Here is a 22,326-nt window from a genome sequence, read left to right as displayed (position 1 = left end):
TTTACCATGATTTTTTATTCCAATAATATTTTATGATTTTTTATAAAGATATTTGCATTAAACTTTCAATCAAGATGTACAGATTCTCCTTGCTTTTTCTAATTTTATTCGGATTAATTTCCCAAAAAAATCAAGCACAGCTTCCTTTAAACATGGAACAATATGCTAAGGATTTATATAAATCGTTAGAGATCGCTTCTAACGATAGTTTGCGCGCAACGATTTACTTTAATTTGGTTACGTATTGGACACCTAAAGACTCGTTAAAAACTTTTGAATATTTAGAAAAAGGGCACGGAATGGCTCATAATAGCCTGTATTTAAAAGGTTTGTATCATGCGAAAAAAGGATATTACTATTACTCAAAAGGAAATCTGGAAGAAAGTAAAAAACACTATTTAACAGCAGATTCTTTCTTGAATAAAATTTCGGGAAACGTAGATAGTTATAAAATACAATCTGATATTTGGAACAATATTGCGGTTATTCATCAAATTGAAGATGAAGATGAGAAATTTGTAGATATAACGCTGAATAAAGCGATTCCGTTTGCCGAAAAAGCTAAAGATAACAGCAGACTTGCTACGCTTAACATTAGTCTGGGAATAGGTTTTATGAATTTAGAACAATACGAAAAAGCAATTGTTTACCTTTTAAATGCTGAAAAACTTCTTCTATCTCAAGAAAATCAAAATCACAGGTTAATAAGCATGTACAATCGCATAGCTGAATCTTATGTTATAATGAACCAAACAGATAAGGCAAAAAATTATATTGATAAAGCAAGAGAAATTCTCAAAAACAATCCTGATTCTGATCAAAAAAGTATTTTTTATTTAATAGAAGGTTTATACTTCCAAAAAAACAATCAATTTAACTCCGCATTAAATTCCTACAACAAAGCATTAACGTTTGCAACTGGTCCAAATAAAACCTATCATATTTATGAAATAAATATAAATAAGGTTGCCTTATTATTAGATCTGAAGCGTTTTAACGAAGCTTTACAATTGGGTTTATTCTTAGAAAAAGATCCATTTACGGATGAAGTTGATACAAACAAAGCGTCAGTTTACAAACATATTTCAGATGCTTACATAGGTTTAGGAAAAACAGAAAATGCTTATGACTATTTAAAAAAGTACAGCGATCTTAATATAGAAATACATGATCAGGATTTTAAGGAACAAATTAATGATTTAGAACTAAAATACGATGTAGCACGTAAAGAAAAAGCATTACTGCTTGCTAAAAGTAGCGAAGAAAAAGCGCAGTTCAACTTAAAAAACAGTAAATTAATTACGGCTTTAGCACTTGCCGGAGTTGTTATTCTATTGCTAACTACACTCATTACTCTTAATTATTACCGAAATAACAAACGTCGATTACTTCAAAATGAAATTATTCATCAACAGAAAATTAAAGAAAAAAGCACCGAAGCAAAATTGGCAGTAAAAAATGCAGTATTAGAAAGTGAAGAACAAGAACGTCAGCGTATTGCTCAGGATTTACATGATAGTATGGGCGGAATGCTTGCTAATATCCGAATGTCGATTTCTCAAGAAAACACTCAAAACTCGAGCGAATTGTTACAAAAAATAGATAAATCAATTGTAGAAATGCGTCGTATTTCCAGAAATTTAATGCCCGAAACACTAAAAAATCTCGGACTGGAAATCGCACTAAATGAACTTTGCGAATCCATGTCGCAGAAACAATTTCACATTCAGTTTGAAGCTTTCGATTTATCAGAAAACATTCCTTTTAAAATACAATTATCACTATATCGCATAGTTCAAGAAAGTATCAGTAACGTAATCAAATATGCTCAAGCAGGGAATGTTATTGTTCAAATTAGTCAGTCTCAAAATACAATAAATTTAACGATCGAAGATGACGGAATTGGTTTTGATACAGCTAAAGTTGATTATGGTTTAGGAATAAAAAACATTAAAAACCGTACTGCGCTAATTAATGGAACGGTAGAGATTTTGTCGGAAAAAGGAAAAGGAACCACTATAAATGTAGAATGTTATGTATAAAGATGAAAATTTCAATTTAGTAATCGTTGATGATCATCCAATGGTTTTAGAAGGTTTAAAATCATTATTGGATCAGGTAAAAAAATTTAAAATATTAGCTTTTACAAAAGGAACATCTGCATTAGATTTTATTCAGGAAAATAAAACCGATATTGTTTTACTAGATATTGTTTTGAGCGACGGAAGCGGTTTAAATTTTTGTCAGTTAATTAAACAAAAATCGCCTAAAACCATTGTCATCGGAATTAGCAATCAAGCTGAACGAAGCATTATATTTCGTTTTTTGGAAAACGGCGGAAACGGCTACATCTTAAAAAATGCAGATGCAAATGAAATCATTCATTGTATCGATAATGCAATAAAAGGAGATTTGGCATTAAGCAAAGAAGTACAGAAAATTATGTTGCGTCCGTCGGCAAATAATTTTGAACTTCCGCGATTAACAAAGCGAGAACAACAAATTCTTAAATTAATTTCCGAAGGAAAAACTTCAGCTGAAATTGCAGATAATTTATTTATTTCAATAATCACTGTAGAAACACATCGCAGAAATTTATTGCAAAAATTCAAAGCCAAAAATATGATGGAATTAGTTAAAGTAGCCACCGAAAATCAGTTGATTTAACCAATTCAGATCAGACAAAATTACAATCTCCTGCCTTTCTTCTTTTTCATCTTCATGCGGTTAGCGAACTGTTCCTCTTCATAGTCCTCGCCTCGTACATCTGCTAACCCGCTAAATAACCCCAAATCGGAATTAGGGGAGTTTTCCTGTGAGCGAAATTCAAAAAGGTCTTTCGTTGGCAAATCATCCATTGTATTATTTTTGGAAACAGGGCTATCTTGTATTTTTAGTTCGGGTTTATTTCCATTGTCCCACCAATCATTAAACAGGTTTGCAGACAGGTTTCTGTCTAAAAATGAACCGTCCCAAACACTTCGCCTTTCCTGGTCAATGAAAGTCATATCATAAATGCATCCGCTTTCGTTCTTGCGGACAACCGTATTGATACCTTTTATCAAGCTCGAACGGAAAATCCTTTTCCGTGAAAGCGATATTGTGAGGGTATTGGAAGACAACTATCAGCGTTAGCTGATTGTGCGAAACTATAACCGTATCGACTAATTAAAGAAACAGTCCACAGCTTTAAGCCGTAGACTGCGATGTTCTAAGGAATTGTGTGTTACAAGTTTGCTGAAAAAGATTGCTTCATACCCTTAAATTTATGCGCTACTTTTTGCATATCCTTACCACCTTTCTCGTTGAGGATTTTTGTGTAAATCTTTGTGTGTCAAGCTTGGCACTGAATGCAGACTGTTTGCCGTTTACGGTAATCCTGCACATAACCGTAACTTTTCCGTTTTTCTTCGGGGTGTTCTTTTTAAGGTAGAACAATACCTTAAATGTTGATTTTTTTGTAGTTTCCATACTCACAATTCTTAATGCTAAAATTAAACCTATGTGAGCTACAGAACAATATGAAAAACTATACAGAAAGCTTAAATACAGCATTTTAAAACTATTTTTCCTAATGTTTGAAAGTAACGTTTTAGTAACCTTACTTTTGCCAATCGTTGCTTTTTTCTGCTTTTATCACATTACCTAAAAATCAAAAAACGATTGTAAAGTCTATATTTACAATCGTTTTATCTGTTGGTAATCTTTGATGTATTTTTACTAAAAAATTATTTTAAAATCGCCCTCTTCTATTACTTTTCGATTAAATCGGTTTTCTCAGCAAAATACTCGCAAAAGTCGCGCATTGTTGCTGCCATTTTCTCATCTTCCGTTGCGCGCTCATATGTATCTGCCATTGCAACTAAGGTTTGGTGAAAGAATTTTTTCATCTCATCCACAGGCATATCTTTGGTCCATAAGTCAATACGCAAGGTTTCTTGAACTTTATCATCCCATATCGATAATAACATCGCTTTTGATTTTGCTCTATCTACTCCACCATCTTTAGCGGTCCAAGTCAATTTTTCTGGAACGCGATTCTCATCTAATTCTACTCTAATATTGATATCAGAAACGTGATTTTTACTCATTACTTCTTCGGTTTATACTTTGATTTTTCAAAAATATCTTTTGCAGGCATTGCAAAAAGTTCCTGCAAAGTTACATTATTATTTTCCATAAATGAACGGACAATTTGCCAACCAATCCAAACCCCAACACGTCCAGGAGATTCGTTATCAATATCTAAATAGAATTTGCTAAATGGCGCTGGTTCAATAAATCGAGTAACGAGCTTGCCATCCGTATCAAAGAATAATTGATTATCGACAAAATAACGCCAAACCTGAGATTCATTCGCCTTACACCAATCTAACTGTTCTTTTGTATACGTCATCAACGATTCTTTGGGTACACCAGGCAACAAAAGCTCCTTGGCATACATCAACTTCCCTTGGTGAATCATCACGCCCAAAAACGTGCGATCCATCGTTTTAGGTAACTTCTGAATGACAAAACTTTCTGCCATATCCGGCAAGATTTGAGTAGATTCAAAAGTCGTTAAAGTATAAGCGGGAAATCCTTTATAAAAGTGATGCCCTTTACCTAAATACGTGTCTAAACTAATTAAAGCTAACGTATCGGCATAAATAGCTTTTGCTGATACATCCACTTCTGAAATTACGGTAATAACCTTCTTTTGAGCTGACTCTTCAGGATAATAGAATTTAATATACTGAAACAAGCTTTTCAACTCCGCCGGCAATGCCTTTAGATCTTGATATTGTGCTGTAACTTCTTGATAAAGCTCTTTAAAAATAGTATCCCGTTTTTTCTCTAGCCATGCTTGATCGGAAACACCAGCAGGAAACATATACGGATATTTCTTTTTCAACGCTTGAAAATCGCCGTCTTTTCCTGTGTAAAATTCTTGGTCAAAACGCAAGACCGTAACATCCATGGGAACTTGCTCTACTTCTTTGTCTATTTTCGCTTTCGAATCGCCACAACTCCCAACAAAAAAACTAGAAACCACCAATAAGGGTAAAGATATTTTACTAATTTTGAACATAGTATTCTTGAATTATTTTCTGATACCTACAAATATAAAAAGAAGAACTACATATCAATCACAAATTTTCCATGATGAATCAAAACTTTCAAACCGAAGCAGTAACCCAGTACATTGTTAAATGGCTTAAAGACTATGCCCAAGGAAGCGGTATAAAAGGATTCACCATAGGAATATCCGGGGGGATAGATTCTGCAGTAACTTCAACCTTATGCGCTTTAACGGGTTTGCCCTTACTTTGCGTAGAAATGCCTATTCATCAAGCAACCTCACAAGTAAATAGAGCAAAAGAACACCTCGACTTTCTCAAACAAAACTTCAGTCAAGTAAGTTCAGTTGCTTCGGATCTAACTTCAACTTTCGAGTTATTCAAACAACAATTGCCTACAACCGATAATGAATCGCTACTAAACTTAACATTAGCCAATACTAGAGCTAGATTGCGCATGACAACCTTGTATTACTATGCTGGTATTCACGGTTATTTGGTTGTAGGAACAGGCAATAAAATTGAAGATTTTGGTGTAGGTTTCTTTACTAAGTACGGCGATGGCGGGGTAGATATTAGTCCCATTGCTGATTTGCTAAAATCCCAAGTACGCTTAGTTGGCGAATATGTAAAAGTTCCTCAAAGTATTATTCAAGCGAAACCCACAGATGGTTTATTTGGTGATGACCGATCTGATGAAGATCAACTAGGAGCCAATTACGATGAACTCGAACAGGCTATGCTAGCTGTAGCACAAGGAAAAAAAATAGAAGATTTCCAAGGTAGAGCAAAAGAAGTATTTGCGATATATACTCGCTTAAACCGAATCAATCAACATAAAATACAACCGATACCCGTTTGTATCATTCCCAACCATTTAAAATAACTAGCTATGTTAAAAAGATACTGTTTACTACTAAGTACAACGCTCCTATTTGCGGGTTGTTCTATAAATGACGACTATTATGATCGAGACGTCTTCATTAAAACGGAAGGGTTAGAGCTTTATGGATGTTACAACACAAAGGATAACTTATACGTCCCAACGCTTAACGGAAATGAGTTCACTATTATTACCAATGCACGAGATTACAGAAACCTGGTTCAAGGTTGTAATACTTCAGTTGATTTTAGATACTTTGATCTTATTATCGGTCAATACTGGGTACAATCCAACACCGAAGACATCAAATACATGTATAAGAAGAATCGATACAATGAATATATTTTATTTGTCGAATTTCTTCAAAACAGAGGAGGTAGAGCAAAATATGTAACCTATCATGCACTCGTACCTAAATTACATCCATCTGACCCTGTATTCGTAGAAACAAAAGAAAGTCACCTTGGTAACCTTAAATAAAAAAACGGCGTTTAAACTCATTTAAACGCCGTTTTTTTATTGTTTGTTGATTGATGGTTGTCGTTTGTCGTTGGTTGTTTGAACTTTCCTAAATAAGAGAAACTTTCCTTTTAAATAAGGTGAGAGGGTGAGGTGGTGAGAAGGTGAGTTATATGGTGTTTGTCGTTGGTTGTTTGAACTTTCCTAAATAAGAGAGACTTTCCTTTTAAATAAGGTGAGAGGATGAGAGGGGTTTGTCGTTTGTCGTTGGTTGTTTGAATATTCTCTAAATAAGAGAGACTTTCCTTTTAAATAAGGTGAGAGGATGAGAGGGGTTTGTCGTTTGTCGTTGGTTGTTTGAACATTTCTAAATAAGAGAGACTTTCCTTTTAAATAAGGTGAGAGGATGAGTTGTTTGGTGTTTGTCGTTGGTTGTTTGAATATTCCTAAATAAGGTGAGAGGATGAGGGGTTTGTCGCTTGTCGCTTGTCGTTGGTTGTTTGAACATCTCTTAAATAAGGAGAACCGTTTTTAATCGACCATCTTCACAACAATCAACTCCCAACCCACAACAATCAACCCACAACAATCAACCCCCAAAAAAGCATAAAACAAAAAAGCCTGACTACTAACGTAATCAGGCTTTTTAAAAGAAGGGCGACGACATACTCTCCCACCGTGAGGCAGTACCATCTGCGCTAGCGGGCTTAACTTCTCTGTTCGAAATGGAAAGAGGTGAGCCCCGCCGCAATAACCACCCTAAAGCGGTTGTTATAAATTCCCATATAGGATCCTATAACTAATATTGTATATTATAACGTAACAAATACTTACTTTTTTTAGAAAGTTGCCCTCCCTCTACACAAGGTAGAGGGAGATACACATAAGCTTACGGGCTATTAGTACTACTCGACTATGACATTACTGCCTTTACATCTATAGCCTATCAACGTTGTCATCTTCAACGGCCCTTTAAAGAAATCTCATCTTGTGGTGGGTTTCGCACTTATATGCTTTCAGCGCTTATCCCTGCCCAACGTAGCTACTCTGCGATGCCCCTGGCGAGACAACAGATGCACTAGAGGTTGGTCCAATTCGGTCCTCTCGTACTAGAATCAGATCCACTCAAATTTCTAACGCCCACAGTAGATAGAGACCGAACTGTCTCACGACGTTCTGAACCCAGCTCGCGTGCCACTTTAATGGGCGAACAGCCCAACCCTTGGGACCTTCTCCAGCCCCAGGATGTGACGAGCCGACATCGAGGTGCCAAACCCCCCCGTCGATATGAGCTCTTGGGGGAGATCAGCCTGTTATCCCCGGCGTACCTTTTATCCTTTGAGCGATGGCCCTTCCATGCGGAACCACCGGATCACTATGCTCTACTTTCGTACCTGATCGACTTGTTAGTCTCCCAGTCAAGCTCCCTTATGCCATTGCACTCTACGCACGGTTACCAAGCGTGCTGAGGGAACCTTTAGAAGCCTCCGTTACTCTTTTGGAGGCGACCACCCCAGTCAAACTACCCACCAAGCAATGTCCTCTGCAATGCAGAGTTAGATCTCAAATAAGCAAAGGGTGGTATTTCAACAATGACTAACCTACGCCTGGCGACGCAGGATCGAAGTCTCCCACCTATCCTACACATCACTTATCCAAGAACAATACTAAGCTATAGTAAAGGTGCACAGGGTCTTTTCGTCCCACTGCGGGTAATCGGCATCTTCACCGATACTACAATTTCACCGAGCTCATGGCTGAGACAGTGTCCAGATCGTTACACCATTCGTGCAGGTCGGAACTTACCCGACAAGGAATTTCGCTACCTTAGGACCGTTATAGTTACGGCCGCCGTTTACTGGGGCTTCAATTCAATGCTTCTTCTTGCGAATAACATCTCCTCTTAACCTTCCAGCACCGGGCAGGTGTCAGGCCCTATACCTCATCTTACGATTTTGCAGAGCCCTGTGTTTTTGATAAACAGTCGCCTGGACCTTTTCACTGCGGCCAGCTTGCGCTGGCGACCTTTCTCCCGAAGTTACAGGTCTATTTTGCCTAGTTCCTTAGCCATGAATCTCTCGAGCGCCTTAGGATACTCTCCTCGACTACCTGTGTCGGTTTACGGTACGGGTACTAATAATCTAAGTTTAGAAGCTTTTCTTGACAGCCCTTAGGCACACTATCTCGTTGTTCGAAAACGCTGAGTACTATCGCATTTCTCCATCAACTACGCATTTTACTATAGCTGATATAGGTACGTGCTTCAACGAACTATTCCGTCAGTTCGCGGTGCTTTCATCACTGTGTCACTCCATCACAATTATTAGTAGTACGGGAATATTAACCCGTTGGCCATCGACGTCCCCCTTCGGGTGTGCCTTAGGTCCCGACTAACCCTAAGCTGATTAGCATAGCTCAGGAAACCTTAGTCTTACGGCGGGGGTGTTTCTCGCACCCCTTATCGTTACTTATGCCTACATTTTCTTTTCTATAAACTCCACCATACCTCACAGTACGGCTTCTACGTCGATAGAATGCTCCCCTACCACTCACGTTTAAAACGTAAATCCATAGCTTCGGTAGTATACTTATGCCCGATTATTATCCATGCTCGATCGCTCGACTAGTGAGCTGTTACGCACTCTTTAAATGAATGGCTGCTTCCAAGCCAACATCCTAGCTGTCTGGGCAATCAAACCGCGTTTTTTCAACTTAGTATACATTTGGGGACCTTAGCTGATGGTCTGGGTTCTTTCCCTCTCGGACATGGACCTTAGCACCCATGCCCTCACTGATGATTATCATTAATTAGCATTCGGAGTTTGTCAGGAATTGGTAGGCGGTGAAGCCCCCGCATCCAATCAGTAGCTCTACCTCTAAGTAACTATGATCATCGCTGCACCTAAATGCATTTCGGGGAGTACGAGCTATTTCCGAGTTTGATTGGCCTTTCACCCCTACCCACAGGTCATCCGAAAACTTTTCAGCGTTAAACGGTTCGGTCCTCCATTTAGTGTTACCTAAACTTCAACCTGCCCATGGGTAGATCACACGGTTTCGCGTCTACCACTACTGACTAAAGCGCCCTATTAAGACTCGCTTTCGCTACGGATCCATGACTTAATCACTTATCCTTGCCAGCAACGGTAACTCGTAGGCTCATTATGCAAAAGGCACGCCGTCACCCCACAAAGGGGCTCCGACCGCTTGTAGGCGTATGGTTTCAGGATCTATTTCACTCCGTTATTCACGGTTCTTTTCACCTTTCCCTCACGGTACTGGTTCACTATCGGTCTCTCAGGAGTATTTAGCCTTAGCGGATGGTCCCGCCAGTTTCAATCAGGGTTTCACGTGCCCCGACCTACTCAGGATACCACTATCCTTATCTTCTCTTACTTATACGGGACTATCACCCTCTTCGGTTTACCTTTCCAGGTAATTCTAATTCAATCCGCAAGAAATGTCGTGGTCCTACAACCCCAATATTGCCGTAACAACATTGGTTTGGGCTATTCCGCGTTCGCTCGCCACTACTAGCGGAATCACTTTTGTTTTCTTCTCCTCTGCCTACTTAGATGTTTCAGTTCAGCAGGTTCGCCTCCTATTCGGATACTATGTCTTCAACATAGTGGGTTGCCCCATTCGGATATCTACGGATCAACTCGTGTGTGCCAATCCCCGTAGCTTTTCGCAGCTTATCACGTCCTTCCTCGCCTCTGAGAGCCTAGGCATTCCCCATACGCCCTTATTTTGCTTATGTGCTTACAATTCTTTCGAATCGTACTTTCTATAAAATTTTTATTAAACAATAATATTAAATTACTATCTAACTGTATTTGTCGTTACAATATGTCAATGATCGTTTTGGACCGTAGTCCTGGTGGAGAATATCGGAGTCGAACCGATGACCTCCTGCGTGCAAGGCAGGCGCTCTAGCCAGCTGAGCTAATCCCCCGTTTTTAGGTCAACAGCTAACAGTTTACGGTTAACAGTAACTTTCAACGGTTTAACTAACCCCTAGAATTTCCTTTGTAATACTTAGTAGTCCCGGGCAGACTCGAACTGCCGACCCCTACATTATCAGTGTAGTACTCTAACCAGCTGAGCTACGAGACTCTGTATATTACTTATTTTATATTTGAACAAACAGCGAGAGTAAATAAACCAACCTCTTTTTTTCTCTAGAAAGGAGGTGTTCCAGCCGCACCTTCCGGTACGGCTACCTTGTTACGACTTAGCCCTAGTTACCAGTTTTACCCTAGGCAGCTCCTTGCGGCGACCGACTTCAGGTACCCCCGGCTTCCATGGCTTGACGGGCGGTGTGTACAAGGCCCGGGAACGTATTCACCGGATCATGGCTGATATCCGATTACTAGCGATTCCAGCTTCATGGAGTCGAGTTGCAGACTCCAATCCGAACTGAGACCAGTTTTTGAGATTCGCATCCAGTTGCCTGGTAGCTGCTTTCTGTACTGGCCATTGTAGCACGTGTGTAGCCCAGGACGTAAGGGCCGTGATGATTTGACGTCATCCCCACCTTCCTCGCGGTTTGCACCGGCAGTCTTGTTAGAGTTCCCGGCATGACCCGCTGGCAACTAACAATAGGGGTTGCGCTCGTTATAGGACTTAACCTGACACCTCACGGCACGAGCTGACGACAACCATGCAGCACCTTGTAAATTGCCCGAAGGAAAGTCTATCTCTAAACCTGTCAATCTACATTTAAGCCCTGGTAAGGTTCCTCGCGTATCATCGAATTAAACCACATGCTCCACCGCTTGTGCGGGCCCCCGTCAATTCCTTTGAGTTTCATTCTTGCGAACGTACTCCCCAGGTGGGATACTTATCACTTTCGCTTAGCCACTCAGTCCGAAAACCGAACAGCTAGTATCCATCGTTTACGGCGTGGACTACCAGGGTATCTAATCCTGTTCGCTACCCACGCTTTCGTTCATCAGCGTCAATAAGTATGTAGTAATCTGCCTTCGCAATTGGTATTCCATGTAATATCTAAGCATTTCACCGCTACACTACATATTCTAATTACTTCCATACTATTCAAGTCTAGCAGTATCAACGGCAATTTTACAGTTAAGCTGTAAGATTTCACCACTGACTTACTAAACCGCCTACGAACCCTTTAAACCCAATAATTCCGGATAACGCTCGGATCCTCCGTATTACCGCGGCTGCTGGCACGGAGTTAGCCGATCCTTATTCTTACGGTACCGTCAAATATCTACACGTAGATACATTTCTTCCCGTACAAAAGCAGTTTACAATCCATAGGACCGTCATCCTGCACGCGGCATGGCTGGTTCAGAGTTGCCTCCATTGACCAATATTCCTCACTGCTGCCTCCCGTAGGAGTCTGGTCCGTGTCTCAGTACCAGTGTGGGGGATCTCCCTCTCAGGACCCCTAATCATCGTCGCCTTGGTATGCCGTTACCACACCAACTAGCTAATGATACGCATGCCCATCTTTCACCGATAAATCTTTATTAATCAAATGATGCCATCCAATTAAACCATGAAGCATTAATCCGAATTTCTCCGGGCTATTCCTCTGTGAAAGGTAGGTTGCATACGCGTTACTCACCCATCCGCCGGTCTCTAGAAAGCAAGCTCTCTATACCCCTCGACTTGCATGTGTTAGGCCTGCCGCTAGCGTTCATCCTGAGCCAGGATCAAACTCTTCATCGTATATTTTTAATATTGTAAAAAGTTAGCTAGTTTATTCGTGATCCTAAAATCACCTTACTCTCTTTATTTTGTATGCTGTTGTCCAATATGTCTATGATCGTGTTTCAATCTCGCTACTACTTGATTTTCGAAGCGAGTGCAAAAGTAAAAAACTTTTTCGATTTGACAAAAAAATTTGATTTTTTTCTGTATCCCTCGTCAACCAGTCGGTTACTAAAGCGAGTGCAAAAGTAAAAACTTTATTTGAACTAGCAAAACTTTTTGAGAAAAAATTTTTCTTCCCTTTTTGCCAATCCTCAGTATTTACTGAAGCGGACTGCAAAGATAAGACTCTTTATTTCATTAATCCAAATTTATTTTTGAAAAATATTTCTGAACCAATCTGTCGTCTTTTCCTCTGCTTTTCTATGAACGTCTGCTTGTTTAATGCGGATGCAAAAGTAGCACCTTTTTTGCCACTTCCAAATTATTTATTGCTTTTTTTGCAATGATTTTACACCTTTATTCGCAACTTGCTATTATGCTACCTTTTACACCTTGAAGTTTTTTTGCTTTTTTGCTGAGTTTTTACGTCTACACAGTCTCATTTAGTTATTTTGAACCAAAACGATGCTTTATCTCTTTTTTGAGCACTTTTCAAGGGATTTTGGTTTTGTATTCATTTTCAAACATTTAGCTTTTTTTAGCTCCCATACCTATATAGAGGAGAAAAGAAAAATAATGCTAAAATCGGGTTACAACTCGCTGAATAGCTAAAAAAAAGGTGTTCGTGTTCTACTTTATATAGGGTTCAGTTGAAGTTTAGTTTAAGGGTACTTTGACTAAAATCGACTTTCAGTGGACTTTCCTTGGACATTCCCTCGACAAAAACACCCTTTTTCCTAGGATACTCCAAGGAAAGTCGAAGAACTCTCGAGCTAAATGAACAGGCACCTAAAAAGAACCTAAAGAGAAACCCTTTGTTTTTAATCAGAAAAAAGAAGGCTGCTGTAAAAATAAAGGAAAAGGAGGGGTTTATCTCTCCTATATATAAGGAGAAAAAAAACTCCTTATATATAAGGCACAATGTAGTCATCGAATACCATCTCCTATTTACCGTAGTTCCCATCAGGTAAAAAAGTAATATCTTATTTTATACTCCAAAAAATAAAAAAGGTCGAAAGATAAATCTTTCACAACCGAAAGTGAGATATGAAACTTCCCATCTAAAACATCATATACTATAAAAAAAGAAAGCCACCCCAAGGTAGCTTTCTTCATCAACAAAAATTATAGTAATTAAAAAATCAATAACGGTGCAATAAATCCGACACTCAATCGACCTGTATTGTAATTTTCTTGACCTAAATGTTCTTTTGCATAACTAGAATAGTTGTAATATCTACCTACATAAGAAGCGTAGAAGCGGATATTCATATTTTTAAAAGGTAAGTACTCTACCGTTGGGATAAAACCATAACTCGAACGAATATGACTTACTCCACTATTTTCAGACACAAGATCTTTAGCATAGGCATTGTTGTTCATCAAAGTCAGGGTTACATTTACTTTGGGCGCAACTAAATATTCTGCTTTAATCCAATTTTCTAAATACGAAACATTTTGTTGTGCTACAACATCTTCTCCAGAGAGCATTCCCGTCACTATTCCTTTTCGATCTAAACCTTCGTTGCTGTATTTAAAGTCATACATCATTTTAAATCTTCCATTCTCATATTTATTTCCCAAAGAATAATAGTTCATTCCTCTATTCTTTGCTTCTTGAAAATAGCTATAACTATAGATGGTTTCAAATTTTCCATCAAAGAAACTACCTCTCCAATTGGTTACAAAAGCCATGGGAGCTTTTGCTTTTTCGATTCCTTCTGGCATTTGTCCTTTATATACGTCTTCAAAATTAGAAACACGCGAGTTTAAGACTTGGAATCCCAAGGAGTGATTCTTTGAAACTTGATGTGTAAGTCCAACACCTGTCAAGAAGTTATCTGCATATTCTAAGATGTCATTGTACTCTAAGATATCGATTGGGTTTAAATCGAACTCAAATCCTCCCCAGTCAGCGCTCATTTTCCCGAGATTCAATTGGGTCTTTGGCGATAGAGTCACACCAATAAATGCCATATCCGTAGATCTGCTAATATTATCTCTACTTCCTGGATCTGTACTTTTAGTATAGCGATCTCTAAATCTGAAATACACTTTTTCGTGTATTTTACCTTTAATTTCTAATCGGAATTGATTGTTGCTAAATTCTGATTCTTGAAACTTACCCTCGTGGAAAAAATTATCATTTGCAAAACGCATATTAAAAATCATATCTACGTTTTTTAACAAGTCGATTTTCTCTACAGGTAATAAGGGTTTCGAAATAGTATCTGTACTAGTTTGTGTTTCTTGTGCAAACATTCCAATTTGCATAGATAACGCGAGTAATAATAAGATTTTTTTCATAGCTTATATATTAAGGTGAGTGTACACTACAATAAAAAGGATCCGAGCAAGAAGCCCGCGGCGATAGCGACGATAATAGCTACCAATCCAGGGATCATAAAACTGTGGTTCACTACAAATTTTCCAATTTTGGTACTTCCGGTTCTATCGAAGTTGATTGCAGCCAATAAAGTTGGATAGCCTGGTAAAACGAAATCTGCATTTACGGCAGGAAAAATGGCAATTAATGCGGGATTAGAAACCCCCAAAGCCATTCCGAGTGGCATCATTGTTTTTGTTGTTGCTGCCTGGCTAAACATTAAAGCTCCGAGAATGAATACTGCGATGGCAAATGTCCAAGGATACAGTGTAACAATATCACTTAAAAAACCTTTAATTACTACTTCGTTATGAGACATAAAGGTTGCACTCATCCAAACTACTCCAAAAACAGAGACCACCGCTGTTGCCATAGAAGAGAACAAACTTACTTTAGTCACGCTTACAGCACTTGTTTTTGTAATGAGCATCATTAAAGCAGAAGCGGTTAATGTAATCATGCTAATCACACTTACCATTTGCAGTTCACCATTAGCTTTTACAACTAAGCTAGCGGCTCCAGGTTCAAATTGAGGTAATAGCTGAGGAAATGCACCTGCAATAACAATTAACAAAACGGCAATAGCAAAAATAACAACAGAGATCTTTGCTCCTTTTTTCAAGGGTTTTTGATTTCCGCTTGCATCTTCATCTGCATCTAAGCTTTTAGCAAATTCAGGATCTTTCATTTTTTCCAAGAAAATAGGATCTTCATTTAGTTCTTTTCCTTTTTTCAATACCACCAAGCATGTAATGAATATTCCGATCAAACAAGCGGGGATACAGATTTTCATGATGTCAATTAAAGCGCCAGGATACGCGAGAATACTCGCACCTGCAAAGGCAGCAGTTGCTGCACTCATCGGACTTCCCGTAATCGCTAGATGGGAAGCGATGACAGAAACGCTCAAGGGGCGTTCTGGTCGTATTCTCTTTTTCGTAGCCACCTCAGCAATAATAGGCAACAAAGAATATAGCAAGTGTGCTGTTCCTGCAAAAAGGCAGAAAAAGTACACCGTAAATGGCGCAATAAATACAATATTGGATGGATTACTGCGAATCACTCGTTCTGCTAATCGCACGAGATAATCCAATCCACCACAAGCTTGTAAAGTAGCTGCAGTAGAGACAATAGCCATAATCACCAACATCACATCAATAGGAGGGTCACCTGGTTTCATCTGAAAGACAAAAACAAAGATGAGTAGCCCTACCATACCCATCACACCTAATCCAATTCCCTTCATTTGGGAACCGATTAATATCATAGCAATTAATATTGCGAACTGAATCAATAACATAGCGTTCGATTTAAAGGCATCTCGTTCATCAATAGGTACAAAAAAGGGAGCGAACAACAACTTGTGTTCCATACGCTCCCCCCTTTATTATTTTTCCCTTTGATGTACTCGACGGGATTTAGTATGCAAAGAAAATATTTTGTAATTCTTTTTGGTTACTCGTTCTAGTCAACGCTAGCATCAACAAAACGCGTGCTTTTTGTGGATTTAGGTCATCTGCAACAACAAATCCAAGCGCTTGATCATCTACTTCATTAAAAAGTGTTACTCTTCCAGAACCTGCACGAGCCGATCGACAAACTGCAATTCCATTTTTAGCTGCTTTTTCTAATGCATCGCCTACAGGTGCATTGAAGTTACCATTCCCCATTCCGGCATAAACAATACCTTTCACTCCCTCTTCAATTGCTGCGTTTACTGCTTTTGGACTAGCATCAGCATATCCATATACGATTTCAACTTGAGGTAATGTCTTCAGTCCTTTGACATCAAACTTTTGTTCTGGTGAACGCAGTGTTTTATAATAATAATTAACTTTTCCGTCGTAGATTAGACCAATAGGTCCAAAATTTCTCGATTTAAAAGTTGCAATACTCGTTGTTACTGTTTTGGTAACATCTCTAGCGGCATATACTTCTTCATTCATCGCCGTAACAACACCTACTTCTTTACTATTAGGAGAAGCGGCAACCATAACAGCATCTAATAAATTTCTATTTCCATCTTGACTCATGGCTGTTGAAGGGCGCATTGCCCCAACTAAAACTACAGGTTTCGCAGATTTCACCGTCAGTTCTAAGAAATAAGCTGTTTCTTCTTGTGTATCAGTACCGTGGGTTACTACCACACCATCTGCTTCATTTTTCTCAAAGATTTCGTTGATTCGATTACTCAATTTCAACCACGTCTCTACGTTCATGTCTTGACTTCCGATTTGAGCAATCTGCTCTCCTTTAATCTTAGCAATATCGTGCATTTGCGGAACGGCATTTAATAAATCGTCAATAGGTACTTTACCTGCAGTATACGCTGCTTTTGTTGATGATTCACCTGCTCCAGCAATAGTCCCACCAGTGGCTAAGATAATTACACGTGGTAATTCCTTTGCATTTTGGCTATTTTTTTTGTTTTGTGCTTGTACTTGAAATACGAGTAACAGCACGAACAATACGTTGATTATCTTTCTCATATTAGGTATATTTTAGTTTAGGATACGATTAATTTTGGGTGGATTAAGTTTTCTAACGAGTATACTTCATCCCATTTGGCCTGTGTAATTAATTTTCTTTCTTCAACAACGATTTGATGTACACTTTTTCCTGATAGCAGAGCTTCTCCTGCAACACTTGCACAAATTTCATATCCTAAAATTGGATTTAATTGGGTTACGATTCCGATACTATTCATAACTAAGTCTGCACAATGAGCTTCGTTAGCCGTAATTCCCACAATACATTTATCAATTAAAGTAGTTACGCTATTGCCTAAATATTCAAGAGAAGTAAATAAGGCAAATCCAATCACGGGTTCCATAACATTCAACTGTAACTGTCCTGCTTCAGCAGCCATGGTAACGGTTAAATCTTGTCCGATTACGTAGAAACACGTTTGATTTACTACTTCCGGAATAACAGGATTTACTTTTCCAGGCATAATAGAAGATCCTGGTTGACGAGCAGGTAGATTAATTTCGTTAAATCCTGTACGAGGACCAGAGCTCAATAAACGCAAATCATTACATATTTTTGAAATTTTGATAGCCGCGCGTTTGATGGTACTCATAATTTGTACATACGCTCCAGTATCACTAGTAGCTTCAATTAAATCAGGCGACAACACCAAAGGAAGTCCTGTTTCTTTTGCTAAATAAGAAACACATAATTCAGGATAAGCTTCAGGCGCATTAACTTTAGTTCCAATTGCCGTAGCTCCCATATTTACTTCTAAGATTAAGCGTTGTGCTTCACGCAAACGCAATAAGTCTTCACCAACGGTTGTTGAAAAGGCATGAAACTCTTGTCCCAAAGTCATCGGAACCGCATCTTGTAATTGCGTACGTCCCATTTTAAGTACATTCTTAAACTGCTCACCTTTAGTTGCGAATGCTTTTTCTAGGTTTGCAATGATTTGACAGAATCCGTCTAGTTTATAATACAACGCCAATCGAAATGCCGTTGGGTAGGCATCATTAGTTGATTGAGAACAGTTGACATGGTTGTTCGGGTGTACGAATTGATATTCTCCTTTTTTATGTCCTAAGTGCTCTAAAGCAATATTAGCAATCACTTCATTCGCATTCATATTCACTGAAGTACCCGCACCTCCTTGAATTAAATCACTTACGAATTGATCGTTGTATTTTCCTGCAATCACTTGATCGCAAGCAAAACAAATAGCATCCGCAATTTTCGCTTCCAATACTCCACAATCTTTATTTGCAAGTGCAGCAGCTTTTTTAACTTCTCCTAAAGCTTTGATTAATCCTTTTTCATTGGTTAAGGTAAGACCTGTGATATTAAAATTTTCAACTGCTCGGAAGGTTTGAATTCCGTAGTATTTGTCATTAGGGATGTCCAATTCACCTAAAAAGTCGTGTTCTCTTCTTGTATCTTTCATATACTAAAATTTTTTTGTTCTATATAAAACATTGGGTTATGCCCAATAGGGTTTCTGTTTATTTTACACTTCAAAATTAGTGCTAGAAAAAAAATCACGATATGACAAAAACACAGCGATTAATTTATTTTATTTTCTTATATTATTGAGATAACAAACTCTTTATTAATAAAATCACAATAAAAGAGTTGAGCTCTCTTTAACAAATCGAAAAATATGCAACAACAATCTCAATTCTACTAATCATCTGATCTTAATTCTTAAAAAACATAAAAACAACTAAACAAATATATAAAAAAATAGCATTCATATCTTAATTATATATCATACTTTTTAAAAAACACAAAAACTTATTTTTCAGGTAAAAATGAAAATGAGATGTATTTCTATCACAAATCAAATAAAAATCTCGAATGCGTTCTTTATTTTTTTACCCCAAGCGGTTCATTTATCCTAAAAAATAGCCCAAAAAAACCCCATGTTATCATGAGGTTCTGGTGTTATAATCGAAATCGAGTAGTCACTTGTCCTAATCGTTTAGAAAAGGTATTCATTAAGGAGGAATAATCCATAATTATTCCGAGTATTTCAAAAGCCCGATCTTGTTCAACCCCTGGAAGTTTATTTTTATACTTTTCAATGATGGTATTCACCAAATGCATGCGCAGGGTCAAGATGGTTTCTGTTGTATATTGAGCGATTCCGTCTTTCTTTTGTTTGACAAAAATATTTTGACTTTCCCAATTGTGCAGATTTTCTTTTTCTTCTTCCATAAGAATACTAGTGACCATACCAGACAAATCACCATCGAGTCTCTTTAGATAGTCTTCCAAACTCCATTCGGTAGCACTGCTGTGATAATACCCCATTACATCATTATACAATCGCTTAAAGATGGAATTGGTCAATTGAACTTCATCCTCTTGTAAGCTCAAGTAGATTCTCTCGTAGACTTTTTGTGTAATTTTGTGTTCAACTTCAACAATTTCGTCGTCGTCATTCGTTTCAAAAACCAACTCAACAAATTGTTCTTCTTCATTTCCGTAAAGCAACAAAATTTCGATAATTCGCTGTTCTAACAAATATAGGGCATCAACGGCAACTGTTTCTTGTTGTTTTTCCGCATGCACCACTTCCATTTGTTTACGTTCTTGCGTAAACTTCTTATTGGCGTCAGCCAATTCTTTTTTGCTGATTTGGGCCAAAGAGCTGAAAATCACCTCTTCAGATATATCCATAATGCGGGAGCATTCTTGAATATAAATTTCGCGCTTAATTGGATCGGGTATTTTAGAAATACTCGTCACCATATCGCGAATTATCTCGGCTTTCTTAATGGGATCCCCTTTGGCATCTTCCATTAGAGCATTTGCTTTAAAGCGGATAAAATCGGTAGACTTGGTCTCAAAGTAAGCCTCTAACTCTTCTAACGTATGCTTACGAGCAAAGCTATCAGGATCTTCTCCATCAGGTAGAGAACAGATCCGCACATTCATTCCGGCTTCTAAAATTAAATCGACCCCGCGAAAAGACGCTCTGATTCCAGCCGCATCTCCATCAAAAAGCATGGTTATATTTTGCGTCAAACGACTAATTAATCGAATTTGATCCGGAGTTAAAGCAGTACCCGAAGAGGCAACAACGTTTTTTACTCCCGTTTGATGCATTTGGATAACATCGGTATACCCTTCTACCAAATAACAATTGTCTTTTTTAGCTATCTCTTGCTTGGCATGTGAGATTCCGTAGAGCACTTTACTCTTGTGGTAAATATCACTTTCGGGTGAATTGAGGTATTTGGCTGCTTTTTTATCATTGGTGAGAATACGTCCTCCAAATCCCAAGACTCGGCCCGACATACTTTGTATGGGAAACATCACACGTCCTTTAAAACGGTCAAATCGCTTGTCGTCTTTGACAATCGTTAATCCCGTTTTCTCCAAATAGTCTAAAGAATAACCTTTCTTAAGCGCCTCTTCTGTAAAAGCATCCCATTTATCAGGTGAATATCCTAAGCCAAAAGCTTTAATAGTATCAGATGTAAAACCTCTCTCTTTAAAATAAGAAAGTCCTATTGCCCTTCCTTCTTCTGAATTCATCAGGATGTCTTCGAAGTAATTCTTGGCAAATTCCGACACAATAAACATGCTTTCTTTTTCATTGAGCTGTTCTTTTTCCGCATCGGTTTGTTCGGTTTCTTCTATTTCAATGCCGTATTTTCTCGCCAAGTAGCGAATGGCTTCAGGATAGGAAAAATGCTCGTGTTCCATCAAAAACGCAATGGCATTCCCTCCTTTTCCAGAGCTAAAGTCTTTCCAAATTTGCTTGACTGGTGAAACCATAAAAGACGGGGTCTTTTCATTGACGAAAGGACTCAATCCTCTATAGTTTGCTCCCGCTTTTTTTAGGTTGACGAAATCGCCAATTACCTCCTCAACTCGAGCGGTATCAAAAACGGTATCAATGGTTGCTTTGGAAATCATAAGTTACATTTGTTCCACAAAGATAAAAAAAGAAGTTGCTTTACAGTAAAACAACTTCTTTTCTATTGGTAAATGATTAGTATGATTGATTTGTTTCTTCCATTTTTTTGAGCACTGCTTCTTCTCTACTAGACAATAGTCTGATGTTGCGGTTTTTCCAGAACTCCGTTTGATACTTGTTTTTCTTATCAAAGAGTACCTGACCTTTATTTATTTTGTTTTCAGGTATTGTCACATTCTTCACTACTTGATCCACGACAACGTCCTGTAAGATAACCATTCGATTATTGCCTAATACTTTACTTCTCATATCACAGTCGAGACGAGTAAAAAGATAAGTTAATTGAGATACTCCTTCGCTTTCTTTGTACAGGGCATGATGCGTTATATCATTAAAGTAGATTTTCATTAAAATCACGGGAAGTGCTCTTTGATTTTCTATATAGCGTTTAGAAAGGGTATAATTATAAGCTAATAGTTGCTGTTGATCAACCGTGAATACGACATAACCTTCATAGTATTGCCACCCCTTTACGTTTTCTTTGGGACTAAATTCGATGACAAGATTTTCTTCTTGTTGTATTCCGGCTTGTTTCCTAACGACATAGTTGTAGTCTTTCTCTTTTTTTAGAATCGATTGCAGGGTTTTAATACTTCCTGTATTTGTCAAGGCATCGCGAACATCGCCTCCAATAACACCGAGCATTTCCTCAAAATCATCTGTCTCGCTTATATCACTAGCCGAAGTTAATACTCGATTTTGGTTTACTACAGTATAAGGTCTCTTATTTGGTTTTACAATATAGAAATCGACGAGTCCGTCTGCTACATTACTCCAATTTCCATTCACCAAATTAAACTCCCTTACATAGGTTTTGTATAAATCTCCTTTATTCACAGCACCCATGGCCTTTTGTAGAGCATCACCAAACACGGCATGAATGGGTTTGGTGTACACTACAATTTCCTCTAATCCTTTAGTAACTAGTTCAAGTTCAATCAACATGGCTGCTTGAGTACTCACTTCTTTACCTTGATAGTTTACCTCATTGAACCATATCGACTCGACTTGTTCTGGTACAGTGAATTCGAAATCACCTTCGCTATTAGTCAAGGTAAAGCTATTTCTATCCGAGGTGCTAATCAAAACACCTTCAATTCCCATTTTGGACTGACTATCCATTACGGTTCCTTTCAATACTTTGGATTGTGCATCCATATGTTCAATATTTCCCATTAGAAAAAAAAGAACAATTATTTGAATTTGAATGAACTTATTCATCGTTATTGCT

Annotated in this window: 13 protein-coding genes, 2 tRNA genes, 3 rRNA genes and 1 pseudogene; 4 read left to right on the top strand and 15 right to left on the bottom strand. The window is 38.2% G+C overall.

Going from position 1 to position 22,326, the window contains the following annotated elements; all coding sequences use genetic code 11:
• Positions 1–152 precede the first annotated feature (152 nt).
• Positions 153–2,042 (top strand): tetratricopeptide repeat-containing sensor histidine kinase, encoded by a 1,890-nt coding sequence (locus FBR08_RS07630; protein WP_158962182.1) that lies wholly within the window; start codon positions 153–155, stop codon positions 2,040–2,042.
• Positions 2,035–2,667 carry a response regulator gene (locus tag FBR08_RS07625; protein WP_158962181.1) on the top strand — a complete coding sequence of 211 codons (633 nt, stop codon included), beginning with the start codon at positions 2,035–2,037 and terminating at the stop codon, positions 2,665–2,667. The genes FBR08_RS07630 and FBR08_RS07625 overlap by 8 nt, the downstream gene beginning before the upstream one ends.
• Before the next feature lie 20 nt (positions 2,668–2,687).
• Here FBR08_RS07625 and FBR08_RS07620 read toward each other — a convergent pair whose 3' ends face one another.
• The 4 genes and pseudogenes from FBR08_RS07620 to gldB all read right to left on the bottom strand — a co-directional run bounded on the left by FBR08_RS07620 (position 2,688) and on the right by gldB (position 5,071).
• Positions 2,688–3,065 (bottom strand): hypothetical protein, encoded by a 378-nt coding sequence (locus FBR08_RS07620; protein ID WP_233266284.1) that lies wholly within the window; start codon positions 3,063–3,065, stop codon positions 2,688–2,690.
• A gap of 268 nt (positions 3,066–3,333) precedes the next feature.
• Positions 3,334–3,471: pseudogene (locus FBR08_RS16885) on the bottom strand (Arm DNA-binding domain-containing protein); the annotation flags it as partial.
• A gap of 281 nt (positions 3,472–3,752) precedes the next feature.
• The gene (gldC, locus tag FBR08_RS07605; protein ID WP_158962180.1) at positions 3,753–4,091 is read right to left on the bottom strand and encodes a gliding motility protein GldC; all 339 of its coding nucleotides are present in this window, start codon (positions 4,089–4,091) and stop codon (positions 3,753–3,755) included.
• The gene (gene gldB, locus FBR08_RS07600) at positions 4,091–5,071 is read right to left on the bottom strand and encodes a gliding motility lipoprotein GldB (RefSeq protein ID WP_158962179.1); all 981 of its coding nucleotides are present in this window, start codon (positions 5,069–5,071) and stop codon (positions 4,091–4,093) included. The genes gldC and gldB overlap by 1 nt, the downstream gene beginning before the upstream one ends.
• Before the next feature lie 71 nt (positions 5,072–5,142).
• Here gldB and nadE point away from each other — a divergent pair, with 71 nt between their 5' ends.
• Both nadE and FBR08_RS07590 read left to right on the top strand, forming a co-directional pair.
• Positions 5,143–5,946 carry an NAD(+) synthase gene (gene nadE, locus FBR08_RS07595; protein WP_158962178.1) on the top strand — a complete coding sequence of 268 codons (804 nt, stop codon included), beginning with the start codon at positions 5,143–5,145 and terminating at the stop codon, positions 5,944–5,946.
• 6 nt (positions 5,947–5,952) lie between these two features.
• Positions 5,953–6,423, top strand: coding sequence for a hypothetical protein (locus tag FBR08_RS07590; protein ID WP_158962177.1), 471 nt, complete (start codon positions 5,953–5,955; stop codon positions 6,421–6,423).
• A 631-nt stretch (positions 6,424–7,054) separates the two neighbouring features.
• Here FBR08_RS07590 and rrf read toward each other — a convergent pair.
• The 11 genes from rrf to FBR08_RS07535 form a co-directional block, all read right to left on the bottom strand.
• Positions 7,055–7,164, bottom strand: a 5S ribosomal RNA gene (rrf, locus tag FBR08_RS07585).
• Between the two features lie 117 nt (positions 7,165–7,281).
• Positions 7,282–10,162 (bottom strand): 23S ribosomal RNA (locus FBR08_RS07580).
• Positions 10,163–10,280: 118 nt separating this feature from the next.
• A tRNA-Ala gene (locus FBR08_RS07575) sits at positions 10,281–10,357 on the bottom strand.
• Positions 10,358–10,444: 87 nt separating this feature from the next.
• Positions 10,445–10,518: transfer RNA gene (locus FBR08_RS07570), tRNA-Ile, on the bottom strand.
• A gap of 69 nt (positions 10,519–10,587) precedes the next feature.
• Positions 10,588–12,105: ribosomal RNA gene (locus FBR08_RS07565) — 16S ribosomal RNA — on the bottom strand.
• Together the 16S, 23S and 5S rRNA genes with 2 tRNA genes alongside form the textbook arrangement of a ribosomal RNA operon.
• A 1,278-nt stretch (positions 12,106–13,383) precedes the next feature.
• The gene (locus FBR08_RS07560; protein ID WP_158962176.1) at positions 13,384–14,556 is read right to left on the bottom strand and encodes a porin; all 1,173 of its coding nucleotides are present in this window, start codon (positions 14,554–14,556) and stop codon (positions 13,384–13,386) included.
• 26 nt (positions 14,557–14,582) lie between these two features.
• Positions 14,583–15,935 carry an anaerobic C4-dicarboxylate transporter gene (locus FBR08_RS07555; RefSeq protein ID WP_158964209.1) on the bottom strand — a complete coding sequence of 451 codons (1,353 nt, stop codon included), beginning with the start codon at positions 15,933–15,935 and terminating at the stop codon, positions 14,583–14,585.
• A 118-nt stretch (positions 15,936–16,053) separates the two neighbouring features.
• On the bottom strand, positions 16,054–17,124 hold the full coding sequence (locus FBR08_RS07550; RefSeq protein ID WP_158962175.1) for a type II asparaginase: 1,071 nt from the start codon (positions 17,122–17,124) through the stop codon (positions 16,054–16,056).
• Between the two features lie 17 nt (positions 17,125–17,141).
• Complete coding sequence (gene aspA, locus FBR08_RS07545) at positions 17,142–18,551, bottom strand: aspartate ammonia-lyase (RefSeq protein ID WP_158962174.1); 1,410 nt, start codon at positions 18,549–18,551, stop codon at positions 17,142–17,144.
• Positions 18,552–19,051: 500 nt separating this feature from the next.
• The gene (gene dnaG / locus FBR08_RS07540) at positions 19,052–21,034 is read right to left on the bottom strand and encodes a DNA primase (RefSeq protein WP_158962173.1); all 1,983 of its coding nucleotides are present in this window, start codon (positions 21,032–21,034) and stop codon (positions 19,052–19,054) included.
• Positions 21,035–21,110: 76 nt separating this feature from the next.
• Positions 21,111–22,316, bottom strand: a complete 1,206-nt coding sequence (locus FBR08_RS07535) for a hypothetical protein (RefSeq protein ID WP_158962172.1) — start codon at positions 22,314–22,316, stop codon at positions 21,111–21,113.
• Positions 22,317–22,326: the final 10 nt, after the last annotated feature.

The sequence above is a fragment of the Myroides fluvii genome (assembly GCF_009792295.1).
Taxonomy (GTDB): Bacteria; Bacteroidota; Bacteroidia; order Flavobacteriales; family Flavobacteriaceae; genus Flavobacterium; species Flavobacterium fluvii_A.
This window is presented reverse-complemented; position numbering and strand designations above follow the sequence as displayed.

Excerpts from the sequence above, each read along its gene's own strand:
- FBR08_RS07630 (WP_158962182.1), top strand. The coding sequence starts at position 153 with ATGGAACAATATGCTAAGGATTTATATAAATCGTTAGAGATCGCTTCT.
- FBR08_RS07625 (WP_158962181.1), top strand. The coding sequence starts at position 2,035 with ATGTATAAAGATGAAAATTTCAATTTAGTAATCGTTGATGATCATCCA.
- gldC (WP_158962180.1), bottom strand. The coding sequence starts at position 4,091 with ATGAGTAAAAATCACGTTTCTGATATCAATATTAGAGTAGAATTAGAT.
- gldB (WP_158962179.1), bottom strand. The coding sequence starts at position 5,071 with ATGTTCAAAATTAGTAAAATATCTTTACCCTTATTGGTGGTTTCTAGT.
- nadE (WP_158962178.1), top strand. The coding sequence starts at position 5,143 with ATGATGAATCAAAACTTTCAAACCGAAGCAGTAACCCAGTACATTGTT.
- FBR08_RS07590 (WP_158962177.1), top strand. The coding sequence starts at position 5,953 with ATGTTAAAAAGATACTGTTTACTACTAAGTACAACGCTCCTATTTGCG.
- FBR08_RS07560 (WP_158962176.1), bottom strand. The coding sequence starts at position 14,556 with ATGAAAAAAATCTTATTATTACTCGCGTTATCTATGCAAATTGGAATG.
- FBR08_RS07555 (WP_158964209.1), bottom strand. The coding sequence starts at position 15,935 with ATGTTATTGATTCAGTTCGCAATATTAATTGCTATGATATTAATCGGT.
- FBR08_RS07550 (WP_158962175.1), bottom strand. The coding sequence starts at position 17,124 with ATGAGAAAGATAATCAACGTATTGTTCGTGCTGTTACTCGTATTTCAA.
- aspA (WP_158962174.1), bottom strand. The coding sequence starts at position 18,551 with ATGAAAGATACAAGAAGAGAACACGACTTTTTAGGTGAATTGGACATC.
- dnaG (WP_158962173.1), bottom strand. The coding sequence starts at position 21,034 with ATGATTTCCAAAGCAACCATTGATACCGTTTTTGATACCGCTCGAGTT.
- FBR08_RS07535 (WP_158962172.1), bottom strand. The coding sequence starts at position 22,316 with ATGAATAAGTTCATTCAAATTCAAATAATTGTTCTTTTTTTTCTAATG.